The organism is Bacillus cereus group sp. BfR-BA-01355, assembly GCF_022663675.1.
Taxonomy (GTDB): Bacteria; Bacillota; Bacilli; order Bacillales; family Bacillaceae_G; genus Bacillus_A; species Bacillus_A thuringiensis_S.
Genome location: NZ_JAKUFY010000045.1, coordinates 26,781 through 41,528, shown reverse-complemented (window position 1 = coordinate 41,528; position 14,748 = coordinate 26,781). Strand labels below are relative to the sequence as shown.

The window sequence follows — 14,748 nt, the reverse complement described above, 5'->3', positions numbered from 1 at the left end:
CTTAAATTCTATATCATAAGTTACTCTAATTTTGCCCATAGAAAAATCCCCTCCATAGTAAACAGATTAATGTGCTTTCTTTTTACTGTCTACTATAAGGGGATCATATCACATTTAGGGGGCTTTTTTATCCGCTATTTGCCGGGTAATAAGACCCCCACCTCAAAATTCAGCGGAAGCAAAGAAGTTAGGCGGGGGCCCTGTTGCCCGTAAAATCCCGATTGGTGAGGGCTGATTAAAGTTCCACTTTATTACAGTTAGTTCAATGAAATACAAATTACCTTAAAATAGTCTGACTATTTTTTATAAAAAAAACTATTCGTTTACATTTTTTGGTTTCGTGTTATATTTTTATTGTTAATATTAGTGTATTGAAAATTCTGATTTCAATCTTAGGAAAATTCTAGGGAAAGGAATATTTGTGCTTGAATTGAAAATCCTATAAACATAGTTTGAAAGTAAAGTATGAAAAGAAATCTCCATTAAATATACTAATTTAATGGAGATTTACGGGGTTAATGTAACTAAAAAGAAATTTTGTTTACTCCACGTTTATGCTCTGTAATTTGGTAACTGTAATAGCTCTGACGAAAAGCAAAGGAGCAAAAAAGAAGTAGGTAGTTTATTTAATAGAAGATATGGTGAAAAAATAAAACAACGGAGGTTTTATAATGAATAAAGGAATACTGCAGATTACAGAAATCGAAGAAATTAGCATTCCTAATGTATTGAAGGATAAAATCAAGAATCTAATAGACCATGAATTAAAAACTCATAATCCTTATACTTGTGATCAAGAAATAGCTGCAAGCTTTTCAAGAGAGTGGCTTAATTGTTTGATTGATTATTCAAAGAAAACTTCGAATTCAGATATGAAAAAACTACTACATATGATAAAAGTAGCGAATTGTGGTGGAAACGTACCACCTACTCTTATTAAAAATATTCCATGTGATCCTATGGAAACCCTATTACCTGGGGAAAATCGCAAAGGTTTTAATTATGGTGAAGACGAAGACGATAGAATGAAAAAATATTTTTATGCAGAATGGGTCACATGGCTTTTTGCCACACTTTTTAATTATGATGCTTTAATTCACCCATCCGAACATGCAGGGAAAAATAGATTTCACCTCATTTCCCCTTTGAACAACGATGAAGTTTTGCGAAATGTCGGTGCAAGCACCGGTGGCGGGAACTTTTATCAACATAACGATGCCACAGTGTATACAGACATGAAAGACCAATCAGATATTGAAGCAAGATTGAAAATATTCAATACGAATTTAGAAATTGTATCAAATAGACTTAATAAATCCGTGGAACGAATAGTGTCTGAAATTACTTGTGGAAAATTTACTAGAGTTGATGCTCTTTTATTAAAAGGAGTGTTAAATTTAAAAACTCAAACTCATATTGGAACGCCAAAATTACTTCAAAAGCATCTTGAAGAAAATCACTTCAGTAAAGATGATATATTGGCGATAAGTAAAATGCCTATTGCTCATATCGCAGGAATGGCGGATGGTGAAATATCGGGATTTGTAGGGGAAATAAACCAAATCATATTTTTGGATGATAATGGTGATATTATTGCAACTTGTTTGAATGGAGCAGAAAATAGATTGATTTATGTGGGAAAAAGTGAAGAAGAAAAATTGAAATTTGACATGTTTTTAGAACTCTTACGAACAACGCCCACTTATAAGGTTCCACTTACATCTGAAGATTTATTAATTATTCCAAATTCATACTATGGTAAACAAACAAATGTAACTCATGGTAGGGAAAGGTTATCTGAGGAAGAATATAAAATTCCGATTGGAGATAATAAGTACGGAAGAAGAATTGTTTGCAGGCAGTACGTTTCCAGCCGATTACGTGATCAGAAAGAAAGTTACTTTACAGATATTATTAACTAGTTTAAAGAGAGGAGGGACGATGGGGAGGTTTGGGGTATAATAGCTCAAGCCTTCCCATATTCTTTGTATGGATTTTACTATTGAATTACTCATATTACTATTTTTAGTAGCTGTATTAGCAGGGTGGATAGATACAATTGCTGGAGGCGGTGGTATGATAACTATCCCGATAATGTTATTAGTAGGTATGTCTCCTTCTGTAGCGATAGCAACTAATAAACTGCAAGGGAGTAGCGGAACTCTCATGGCGACAGTGTTTTTTATTAAGAAGAAAGAAATTAATCTTAAAGAAATGCGTTTGTCCATCTTAATGACCTTTTTTGGATCAGTTTTGGGTGGATGGCTTGTTTTACAGATACGGGCAGAATATCTAATCATGATATTACCTTTTTTACTTATTATTATTGGTCTTTATTTTCTATTATCTCCAAATATAGCAAACGAAGATCGACCGAGAAAAATAAGTATGTTGTTGTTTGCGTTAACAGTGCCTCCATTCCTTGGATTTTATGATGGTTTCTTCGGCCCAGGAACAGGTAGCTTGATTGCTTTAGCGTTCATTCTTTTATGTGGATATAGTGCTACACGGGCAACTGCAAATGCTAAGATTTTGAATTTTACTAGTAATTTCGCTGCTTTGTTGTATTTTATTATTTTTGGCCAAATCGATTGGACAATTGGATTGATTATGATGCTTGGTCAAATTATAGGGTCATATATTGGGGCGAAGATGGTGCTTACAAAAGGGACGTCATTAATACGACCAATAGTGGTTATTGTTTGCTTTGTCATGGCAATTAAGATTTTTTTACAAAATATGAACTAAATGTAATAAATATAGTATTTGTATCGAAGTTAGAGTGTTTTCATGTTGTTATTGCAGTATTACACTGTTTAAGATGTGTTCAAAATTACACAATTTGACTAGTGTAATGTATTGCGTTATGCTTTTTCTATTATAAAAGAAAGGCTTGAAGATAATGATTCGTCGTTTGAGAAAGCTAAAAAATGTAGCAGTCGTAGTAAGCTTCTAAGTAAATAGCAAAATATATAATACTTAGAAGCGAGGAATAAAGTTATGAAGCATCCATTATTTAATCATTGGTCAGAAACAAAATATATAAAAGATATAGTAACAAATCCACTCATTGAAGTAGGAGAGTACTCCTATTATTCAGGGTATTATGGTCATCAAAATTTTGAAGATGGTTGTGTAAGGTATTTGTGGGGGGATGCTAAGTCACAAGCACTGTTTAATCCAATTGAACAGATGGGATGGCATCTTGATAAACTCATTATTGGGAATTATGTTTGCATTGCAAGTGGAGTAGTCATTTTAATGGGTGGTAACCATAATCATCACTCAGAATGGATTACAGTATATCCATTCGCTGAGCAAATTGAACAATCATATGAAACTAAGGGCGATACAGTCATTAAAAGTGATGCTTGGATTGGAATGAATGCTATAATAATGCCTGGCGTTACTATTGGTGAAGGTGCAATTGTTGCTGCAGGATCTGTCGTAAGTAAAGATGTTCCGCCGTATACAATAGTTGGTGGAAATCCTGCTAAGGAAATAAAGAAACGATTCACTGATACAGAAATAAACATGTTAATGGAAATGCGTTGGTTTGATTGGGATAGGAAATTGATCGAGAAGGCAATTCCGCTGTTATCTAGTCCATCCATTGAACCATTATTTGCTTTTTATAAAAATGAAGTAAAAAATAAATAAATTAGTTAGTTAGAAAAACTACATTCAGTATTGGGTGTAGTTTTTTTATTACAAAAAACTAATGGTTTAGACTAAAGAAAATTTATCTCTAATATAAGTCTAGCAAATAGCTCAATTGAATAATTAAAATCCCGATTGGTGAGGGTTAATAATTAGTGGGGATGAACAAAACCCCCACTGATTAAAGTTTCACTTTATTTTTTGTAAATGTGGAACAAATGTATTATGTAGATTGTCTATTAATTGTAATCCTAAAAAATATGAAAGTGCGAATCATTTTAAAAAATATAAGGGGATTAAAAATAAGGATATGCGTGGGAATACAAAGTATCAGGGCACCTAAAAGTGTCAGATGAGATGGTCTATATGAAAGCAATCCTAACGTTTAATATGTATATACAATTTGAGAACACTTTCTATTTTTTTGAGATTATGTTAGAATAACGCTTTTTTGAGTACAAAGATATTGGAGGTAACAGAAGTGAAAGGTATGTTTTGCAAGAGATTTATTGCAATAGTAACAGTGCTTACACTATTTTTTAGTATGTTCGTTACATTTGGAAGAGCAGCAGCGGAAACAGTTTCTGCTATAGAGGTTGAAGCAGGATCAGCAATTTTAATAGAAGCAAATTCCGGAAAAATTTTATATCAAAAAAATGCAGATGAATCATTGGCAATTGCTAGTATGACAAAAATGATGAGCGAATACTTAGTTCATGAAGCGGTAGATAAAGGAAAACTTAAATGGGATCAAAAAGTTAAAATTTCTGAATATGCACATAAGATTTCGCAAGATCGTTCATTATCAAATGTTCCATTAGAAAATGGTGGCTCTTATACGGTAAAAGAGTTATATGAGGCAATGGCAATTTATTCTGCAAATGGTGCAACAATTGCTTTAGTTGAAGAGATTGCTGGTAAAGAGGGCAACTTTGTAAAAATGATGAACGATAAGTCGAAAGAGTTTGGAATGAAAGATTATAAATTTGTAAACTCTACAGGCTTAACAAATCAAGATTTAAAAGGATATCACCTAGAAGGGACAACTCTAGACGAGAAAAATAAAATGTCTGCAAGGGATTGTGCAATTTTAGCACAACGTCTTATTCAAGATTTTCCCCAAATATTGAATACAGCAAAAATTCCTAAAAAAACATTCCAAGAGGGTGGTAAATATCCAATTGATATGGCGAACTTTAACTGGATGTTAAAAGGTTTAATTAAGCAATATGAAGGTGTAGATGGTTTGAAAACAGGAACGACTCCAGAAGCGGGAGATTGTTTCACTGGTACAGTAGCAAGAAATGGTATGCGCCTAATTTCTGTAGTGATAAAAGCAAAATCTCATACGGCACGCTTTGATGAAACAAAGAAATTATACGATTATGGATTTGCGAATTTTGAAGTGAAGAATGTCTACGGAAAAGATTCAGTAGTAAAAGGACATGAAACGGTACGAGTAGCAAATGCAAAAGAGAAAGATGTAGTAGTTCAAACGAAGCAAGCTGTTTCACTTCCAATGCGGAAGGGAAACAAAGACGGTTATAAAAAAGAATTTAAAGTATCAAATAAAGAACCAGAAGCGCCTATTAAAAAAGGTGTAACAATTAGTAAAATAATTATCTCACCTAAAGATAATACCGATCCTGGGTTCTTATCAGGTAATTCATTACAAATAGACCTTGTAACAAAATCTGATGTGGAACAAGCAAATTGGTTTACACGTTTTATACGTAAAACTGGATCTTTTTTTAGTGGTATGTGGGATAGTGCGATTGATATAGTAAAAAGCTAATTTTATAGGATACAACTAAATATTAGTTTGAAACAAAAGGTTTCAAAGTATTATAGATTCTTATGTGGATAGTTTGGAATGAAAGATTGTATTACTTTTCAAATTTGGTCCTTCGGAACTTTTTGTATTTCTATTAAGCTAAAATAAATTTGTATCCATATACTCCAAAAACGCTATTCTTTTTGTAGAAATATACAGAAGGGATGGCGTTTATTATGAATCTTTCGATTTAAAGGATTCTGGTGCAAGGTTAGTTTAATAAAGTTACATGATGAAAAACCACCCATTAAAGTTTCACTTTATAAAAATTTAATAAAATCTTTTCTTTGTATTAAATATTTTGTTTTAAATTATGTATATAAAGAAATGGAGGTCAAATTAACTTTTTACTGCTTATATTAGGAATTTAAAGAAACGATGTGTACAATTCTCTCACTACATTCGCATAGTGGCCTTTATGAAAAGCAAAATCTACAATTTACAAGGAGAACATTTTATGAGTAAGAGAATAAAAGAATTAGATTCCATACGAGGGTTAGCGGCACTTACTGTGGTATTTGGACATTTTTGTTTAATGCTACCATCGTTGCCTAATTCTATTAAATTTTCCCCGCTTAGGTTTTTATGGGCGGGTGGGGAAGCTGTTATCGTTTTTTATGTACTAAGTGGTTTTGTGTTATCGATGGCACTTTATCATTCAAAAACAAATTATTGGGGATATTTAATTAAGAGATTTGTAAGAATCTATATTCCTTATTATTTTTGGATAATTGTTTCCTTTGTTTTATTTATTTTATTTTCGTCGTATGAAGTGGTAGGACTACGGGATTGGTTCTATGATAGGTGGCAAGGGTCTATAACAAAATTAGATATTCTAAACCACTTTGTGCTTCTTAATAACTTTTTTACGGAAAATTATAATCCAGTTATTTGGTCATTGGCTCAAGAAATGCGTATATCTATTGTGTTTCCTTTGTTATTCCTTCTTTTTTATAAATTGAATTGGAAGAAAACGATACTATTTGCTTTGAGCTTTTCTTTAATTAGTGTTTTTCTTAATGTGTTGTATATTGGGAAAGCTGAAGGATTTTATAATGGTTATGCTGATACACTGCATTTTACATCTATGTTTATGGTTGGAATGTTACTTTTTAAGTATCAGGAAAAACTTATCTACTCATATAGGAATATGAAAAAATTTAAAAAAGGATTTCTTATTGCATTAGGGATTATTCTGTATTTATATTCCATTTTAATTTATGGTTTTTCCCGTAATGATACTACTTTCTTATTAAAAGATTGGGGTGTCGTAATGGGGGTTGGTATATTTATTATAATGGCTATGAGTAACCTAAAAGTAAAAGCATTTTTAAATAAGAGTGTATTTGTATATTTAGGAGAAATTTCATACAGTATCTATTTGTGTCATTTTCCAATCATGATGGTACTATTTAAACTTTTGTATACAAAGATACCTATCTTTTTCCTTCTTACTTTATGCATTGCAATGACACTACTTTTTTCTATAGTTTCATATCATTTAATCGAAAAGAAATGTATCAACTGGGCAAAACAAAGAACAACCAATTTTTTGAAAAAAGTATAATTCCTAGAGAAATTTTATTTCTTTAGTAAATATACGAATATGACCGATTCCTAAGTATACTTAGGAATCGGTCAATTTTGGATTCTAAATGTAAATATAATAAAGTGGAATATAATTGAAATCGAAAACCACTTAGAAATAACAATTACGGTGTGAGCTATTGTATAGTATAGATATGGTTAATAATAAAGGGGGAATACATATGTGGAAGCGATTTGTAGCAATTGGTGATAGTTTTACAGAGGGGATAGGGGATGAAGTTGAGGGAATTGCATTAAAAAGCTGGATAGATCATTTTGTTCAACTGTGTGAAAACGATATAAAATATGCTAATTTGGCAAAGCGTGGCTTAGTAACTAGAGAAATTCGCTCGCAGCAATTGGAAAAGGCGTTAACTTTTAATCCAGATTTGGTTAGTCTCATTGCAGGGGCAAACGATGTTTTAAAAGGACGTTGGAATCATGATGCATATAAGAACGATATGGAATTTATGATAGATTCATTAAGTAAAGCAGGGGCTGATATTATTATAGCAAACCTTCCTGATTTTACAGTTAGGCTTCCTTTTGCTTCTGAAAAAAAACAAGTAATAAAAGAACAATTATTAGAGGCAAATGAAGTTATACGTTCACTGAGCAGAGAATATAAGTTTCATCATGTTGATTTTTGGAATCATCATTTAGTTAATGACAATACGCTTTGGTCTAAGGATTTAATTCATCCAAACTCAAAAGGATATGTAAAAGTTGCTGATTTGATTTTTAGTAGTTTGTCTGTACAGAAGACAAAATAATAGTTTGCAATTTAACGAATATGATATTAATTGTGCTAAGCTATGTTTTTTAGTAAATGGAGAGAACTAGAAATTTAGCATACAAAGCGTATCTACGATATATTTCTACAGTAGTGCATAAATGTAGAATTACAAAGAAAGATCACTTATGGAAATAGGTGGTCTTTAAACGTTTTTATAACTAAATTAAAATATATACTGTAGTACTAACAATTTCGTACTACATAAAAATTAAGTTCTCTTATAGAAAAACTGATTTTATATTATCTTAAAATATAATAACATATTCAAATCATATTTTGGGTGTGTATCCTAATTGTGAATAATTTGTAATTTTTTTGAAGTGTAAATATCTAATAAATAAAATAGGTAGTAGGTGCAGAAGTATTAATACTATATTATTCAATTCTGTTATGAGTACATTAGTAATTGGTAGTATTATATTTTTATTATCAATTTTAGTTATTGGAATTAATTTGCATAGAAAATATGTAGGATAAGAAAAGATAAATATACTTTATTGTATATTTATCTTTTTGTTTAGTAGGATTTATAGTCTCTTTAAACTATTATGTTAATAAAATTAAGAAACTTAATTTTTGATATCCTTATGGCTAAAGCCATCTATAAACTGACAATATAACTAAATAATTGTTTGGTATGATTTGTGGGTTGGTTTTTTTATCCGAATTTTCTGATTCAAATATTTCAACTTTATGAATATAGTAGGTGAAATATTTGTGTGATAGTATTTGAGATAGAAAAAAGCCAACTTTAAAAAGGATGTGAATTGAATGTGCAAACAACTATAAATGGTTATATTAAGGTAATGTTTAGCTGTTTTTTAGTGTAAGGTAAAGGTCTATGTTGTAACAGTTGATATAAATACGAAGAAATAGGTGCGCCTAAATTTATCTGACTATTTAAAATAAACTAAACCTTGAGATTAGTCTAGGTTTTGACGAAGTTACATTCTAGGTGAAATCTTTATAATGATTAATTAGGTTTAATAAAGGGGTACCTTATACGCAAAAGCGTTTATATTAGTAACCTAAGGAGCTTGCTTTTATGAAAACTACTGATTCAAAAGGCCTATTAGGAAATAGGGTTTATTTACAAGTTTTCTCTGCTTATTCATTGCTTATGCTTGGTGTTTTTATTGATATGTTAGCGATTATGACTATAGTTGGGTTTGAATGGGAAGTAGATCCTACTATGATTGGATTGATCCCTGTTGCATATGCACTTCCTGGAATTATTTTTGGTTCATGGGCAGGTGTTATTGCAGATCGTTTTAGAAAAATTCCAATTATGATGTTCTGTAATCTAATGGTTGGTCTAATAACAATTGCTCTTTTATTTGTACAAGATATCCACTGGCTCTTAGTGGCATTAATGATTCGTTCCATTTTTATTGTTTTCTATTATCCTGCACAGCAAACACTAACAAGACAGATTGTATCCCCGGACTTACTTACTAAAGCAGTAAGTATCAACGGAATAGTAGAGCAGGGTACCAAGATAGTAGGTCCACTTATAGGGGGCATGTTGCTGAGCTGGTTTCAACCAGAGTTCTGCCTCATTATAAGAGCTATAAGTTGTTTATTAGCTACCTTAGTTCTCATACCCACAATAAAATTTAAAGAAACTATATCGAAAGAATTTGTTGAAAAGCAAAAACAAAGTACTTGGACCGCTTGGGTACAAGGGTGGGGTTATGTGTTATCTAATCGGATAATATTATCAACCATGATTTTCGTTACAATAGCCATGGCAGTATTACAATTAGTCGACTCACAATTCCCAACTTTATTTAAGAGCTTATTCCCACATGATAAAAGTAAAATGGGATATATCATTTCTATTATTGGTCTTGGCGGAATACTTGGTGCACTACTAACTCAGAAATTAAAACAATTTCAATATGGCTGGGTAGTATGTGGAGGTATGGTTTTAATGGGAATTGGTTTTGGGGGGATTGGTTTGATAACGCCCGGTACGGTCTTCGTTTTAGCCTATTTAATTAGTTTTATCGCTGGTATCGGAAGTGGGCTGATGCTTGTATCTAATCAAGTCATTTTACAAATAGAATCCGACCAAGATCAAGTAGGAAGAGTATTTGGTATACAAAGCAGTTTAACAAACGCAGTTCTAATTATTTCTCCTGCTATGAGTGGCCCATTAGTGCATTTGTTTGGAGTAACTCAACTCTATGTTTATGGAGGGATTGGGCTTGTTATTATTGGATTAATTGGAGTTTCACTGCAGAAATATTTATGGGCTAAACATAAACACGAACCTATAAGAGCAAATAATTTTTGAAGGGGAGATTTTTATGACCAATGAGGAATGTTATCGATTAAGCCATCCGCAGCGAAGAATATGGTATACAGAAGTTATTCATTCTGATAAAGGAATATGTAATTTAAGATTTTTATTTAAACTTCATCGGAAAATGAATTATTCAAAATTAAACCAAGTTGTGAATCGCGTTATCAGTGAAAATGACGGTCTGTGCATTAGGTTAAAAGAAAATGGGCATCAGGAACCGAAACAATATTTTATTAAACATGAAGAACAAGAATTTGAGTTTTTTGATTTCAGTAATGTGGAGAATACAAATTTGCTTGAGGAATGGATTGAGCAGAAAACAAAAGACACGTTTACATTATTTAATTCAGATTTATACTATTTCGCTTTAATAAAATTAAACGATAATGAATGTGCAGTCTTTGGAAATGTTCATCATATTATTATGGATGGTTTATCAATTCAAATATTTACTGAGCAAATTGCAAAATATTATTATGAAATGCATAACGAGAATGAGGAAGGCGAAATTAAAAATTCATATGTTCAATTCCTGACCAATGAACAAACATACTTGAATAGTAGTCGCTTTCAAAAAGATCAAAAATTCTGGTTAGAGGAATTTAAAACACTGCCATCTGTGACTGGATTGAAGCCCTATAATACGTACCAAGTTAGCACTAAAGCATCACGTGAGACATTTATATTAACGGAGTATTTGAAGAGAAAGATAGAAAAATTTTCTGAAGATTACAAAATTAGTTTATACACTTTTTTTGTTGCTGCTTTCTCGTTGTCCATGTATCGGTGGACTTCATCGCTTGATATTGGTTTAGGAATGGCTTACGGCAATCGTATGACTAAAATGGAACGAAAATTGATTGGAATGATGGTGAGTACAGTTCCTTTAAGAATGGATATTGATCCAGAAGAAGAAGTACTTTCATTTATTAGCAGGGTGTCCAGAAAACAAAGCAAATTATTGAGGCACCAGAAATATCCATTTGATTTGTTGTTAAAGCAGATTAATAAAGAGAATAATAGTAATGTGAGACTTTTCGGAACTACGATTGATTATAGGGATCGCGATGAAAGTGGTGACTCACTATGGATTCCAAACCATGAAGAGGTACAAGATTTTGCAGTGCATATTGAAAATCTAATTGATATTGACTCTTTACATGTACATATTGATTATCGTGAGGAGCTATTTTCTAAGGAAGAGATAAAACGGTTTTTTAACGTGATGTTAGCGATAATGGAAAACACTTTTGAAAAACCAAAGCAGAAGGTAGCTGAAATAGAAATCATTTCTGAGGAAGATAAAAGAATAAGTTTAGTTGAGTTCAACAATCCTAAACTAAATGTCCCACCTCAAGTAACTATTCATGAAATATTCGAACAGCAAGCGATGATTTATCCAAATACTATTGCAGTTACGTATGAACAAGAAAAAATTACTTATAAGGAGCTTAATGAACGTGCAAACCAGTTAGCTCATTATTTGCAGAAAAAGGGAGTAGGACCTGATACTTTAGTTGGAATATGCGTTGAACGTTCCCTCGAAATGATTGTAGGTATTTTAGGGGTTTTGAAGGCTGGTGGGGCTTATGTTCCACTCGATCCAACATATCCAGAGCAGCGACTTCAATATATTTTAGAAGATGCTAGCATTCAGTTATTCGTGACGCAAGAAAGTTTAAAAGAATTGAAATGGTTACCAGAAAATGTTGAGTCGATTTGCCTGGATCGTGATCAAGATGAGATTGGGAAAGAAAGTAAGACTTTGCCGCTTTCTGATGTCGGTCCCAAAAATCTGGCATATGTAATCTATACTTCGGGATCAACGGGAAATCCAAAGGGCGTTATGATAGAGCATCACAATGTCATTCGGTTATTTAAATCAACGGATTGTTGGTATCAGTTTAATGAAAAAGATACTTGGACGCTTTTTCATTCGTATGCATTTGATTTCTCAGTATGGGAAATTTGGGGAGCATTATTATATGGTGGAAAATTAGTTGTTGTTCCGTACTGGATTAGTCGATCACCTAAGGATTTTTATCAATTATTAGTGGAGGAAGAAGTCACAGTTCTAAATCAGACACCTTCCGCATTTCGACAATTAATACGAGTGTGTGAACAAGAAGATAAGAATAAAAATTTGCAGCTACGTTACGTAATATTTGGCGGAGAAGCATTAGAACCTATTAGCTTGTTACCGTGGTTTCAAAGGTATGGTGAGAAAAACCCACAGTTAATTAATATGTATGGAATTACAGAAACTACAGTTCATGTTACATATTATCCAATTACTCTAGATGATGTGCAGCATGCTTCAAGAAGTAATATTGGAAAGCGGATTCCCGATTTAGAAGTGTATATACTAGACGCTTATCAACAACCTGTTCCTATAGGTGTTGATGGTGAACTTTATATTGGTGGAGCAGGATTGGCACGTGGATATTTAAATAGACCTGAATTAACAGCAGAGCGTTTTATATCTCATCCATTTAGTAGTGATCCGAAAGCAAGATTATACCGGACAGGAGACTTAGCGAGGTATTTGCCAGATGGGAATTTAGATTATCGTGGAAGAATTGATCATCAGGTTAAAATACGTGGTTTCAGAATTGAAATTGGGGAAATTGAGTCTACTTTACATACATATGTATATGTAAAAGAGGCAGTTGTAATTGTAAGAGAAGATCAGCCGGGCGATAAAAGATTAGTAGCATATGTTGTAGGAGATGGAAATGTAGATGGGTGGAGAGAGTATCTTAAAGCGAAACTACCAAGTTATATGGTTCCTTCGGGATTTGTGGCGATGGAAGCTATTCCACTTACAGCTAACGGTAAAGTTGATCGTGAGGCCTTACCTATGCCGGAGGAAAAGCAGATTAATAGTGAATGTGTTGGCCCTCGGAATAGTAACGAACAGATACTGACTACCATTTGGAAGCGAGTATTAGGTGTTAAAAAGGTGGGAATCTATGATAATTTCTTTGAAATTGGTGGCGACTCGATTCTCAGTATTCAAATCATATCTCAAGCAAGTCAAGTGGGGTTAAAACTTACTCCAAAGCAAATGTTTGAATGCCCAACTATCGCTGAGCTGGCACAAGTGGCTATAGAAACGCAGGGAGTACAAGCGGAGCAGGGAATTGTGATAGGTGATGTGCCTCTTACTCCAATTCAGTGCTGGTTCTTCGAGCAAGAACATCCACATACAGAGCATTGGAATCAATCAATGCTTTTAAGAGTAAAAGAAAGATTGGATGTGAAATTACTAGAGGGAGCGATATTAAATTTACTCAAACATCATGATGCTTTACGTTTCCGGTACGAACAGTTACCAAACGGAACGTGGAGGCAGAGAAATGAAGAGACTGATGAGCTGTCAGTACTCCATGTTGTAAAACGGAATCAAGTTAATGAAAAAGAGTGGAATACAATAATACAAGAAGAAATGAACATTAATCAAGCTAGTTTCAATTTAGTTACTGGTCCGTTAATGAGAGTAGTGTACTTTGAAGATAACTTGACTGGAAATGATCGAATATTCTGGGTGATTCATCATTTAGTAGTAGATGGAGTGTCATGGAGGATTCTATTGGAAGATTTACAGGTGGTATATAACCAGATGAAACAAGGTCAAGAAGTTCGCTTACCTGCGAAAAGTACATCTTTTAAAGAGTGGTCTGAACGACTCCAGACATACAGTGATTCGGGTATTTCAAAAGAAGTACAAAATTATTGGAATCAACAAGTAGAAAAAGAAACGATGAAAATTCCAATGGACTATCCAATACAAGAAACGACAGAGGAATCGATTGATCAAGTGACGAGGACTTTAGGAATAGAAGAAACACATGAATTGTTACACGAAGTTCCAGTAACTCATAAGACAAGGATTGATGAGGTACTATTAACGGCATTAGGACAAGCTATCGTCGATTGTACAAATCAGCAAACGGTTTCTATTCATATAGAAGGACACGGAAGAGAAGAGGTAATTGAAGGTATTGATTTATCAAGGACAGTGGGCTGGTTCACGAGTATTTATCCCGTTCACCTCAATTTTCAAGGAACTCAAACACCTATTGAAGGGTTAAAGGCTATCAAGGAACAATTACGTCGAATCCCAAATCGCGGAGTTGACTATGGTATTTTACGTTACTTGAATAAAGGATTACTTCCGTTTTATCAGCAAAAGCCTTCAATAAGTTTTAACTATTTGGGCCAATTTGATCAGGTTTTCTCAAGGGAATCTTTGTTTATGCAAGAGACAGGATTTACATTTTTAGATCATGCTCCAGATTCCAAACCATCTCATCTAATTGATGTTATCGGAATGGTGAAAGATGAAAAGTTACATTTTGTTTGGATGTATAGTAGAGAACAGTTTTCTAAATTAAAAATTCAATTGATAGCAGATGGTATGTTGAGGCATCTTCGTCAACTTATAAATAAACCAACAACAGAGTCTGCTTTTACGGTATCAGATTTTGCTGATGCAGAGGATCTTACGGAAGAAAGCTTGAGCAAAGTATTACTTAAATTAAAAAAGAAGAGGGTGTAAAA

General features: G+C 32.9%; 8 protein-coding genes. All 8 read left to right on the top strand.

Features of this window, described 5'->3' with window-relative positions:
• The first annotated feature begins 671 nt into the window (after positions 1 to 671).
• The 8 genes from MR167_RS16470 (at position 672) to MR167_RS16435 (ending at position 14,746) form a co-directional block, all read left to right on the top strand.
• Complete coding sequence (locus MR167_RS16470) at positions 672 to 1,922, top strand: hypothetical protein (RefSeq protein WP_001032355.1); 1,251 nt, start codon at positions 672 to 674, stop codon at positions 1,920 to 1,922.
• A gap of 67 nt (positions 1,923 to 1,989) precedes the next feature.
• A complete protein-coding gene (locus MR167_RS16465; RefSeq protein ID WP_042598004.1) occupies positions 1,990 to 2,748 on the top strand; it encodes a TSUP family transporter in 759 nt (252 codons plus the stop codon).
• A 252-nt stretch (positions 2,749 to 3,000) separates the two neighbouring features.
• Positions 3,001 to 3,660: a CatB-related O-acetyltransferase gene (locus MR167_RS16460; RefSeq protein WP_000682536.1), complete on the top strand. Its 660-nt coding sequence runs from the start codon at positions 3,001 to 3,003 to the stop codon at positions 3,658 to 3,660.
• 481 nt (positions 3,661 to 4,141) lie between these two features.
• Positions 4,142 to 5,455 carry a D-alanyl-D-alanine carboxypeptidase family protein gene (locus tag MR167_RS16455; RefSeq protein ID WP_346657769.1) on the top strand — a complete coding sequence of 438 codons (1,314 nt, stop codon included), beginning with the start codon at positions 4,142 to 4,144 and terminating at the stop codon, positions 5,453 to 5,455.
• Between the two features lie 457 nt (positions 5,456 to 5,912).
• A complete protein-coding gene (locus tag MR167_RS16450) occupies positions 5,913 to 7,061 on the top strand; it encodes an acyltransferase family protein (protein ID WP_003282126.1) in 1,149 nt (382 codons plus the stop codon).
• A 202-nt stretch (positions 7,062 to 7,263) separates the two neighbouring features.
• Positions 7,264 to 7,854 (top strand): SGNH/GDSL hydrolase family protein, encoded by a 591-nt coding sequence (locus MR167_RS16445; RefSeq protein ID WP_242315016.1) that lies wholly within the window; start codon positions 7,264 to 7,266, stop codon positions 7,852 to 7,854.
• 1,068 nt (positions 7,855 to 8,922) lie between these two features.
• Entirely contained in the window at positions 8,923 to 10,176 is a 1,254-nt protein-coding gene (locus MR167_RS16440) for an MFS transporter (RefSeq protein ID WP_000858612.1), read from the top strand.
• A 13-nt stretch (positions 10,177 to 10,189) separates the two neighbouring features.
• Positions 10,190 to 14,746 carry a non-ribosomal peptide synthetase gene (locus tag MR167_RS16435; protein WP_242315014.1) on the top strand — a complete coding sequence of 1,519 codons (4,557 nt, stop codon included), beginning with the start codon at positions 10,190 to 10,192 and terminating at the stop codon, positions 14,744 to 14,746.
• The last annotated feature ends 2 nt before the right edge of the window (positions 14,747 to 14,748 follow it).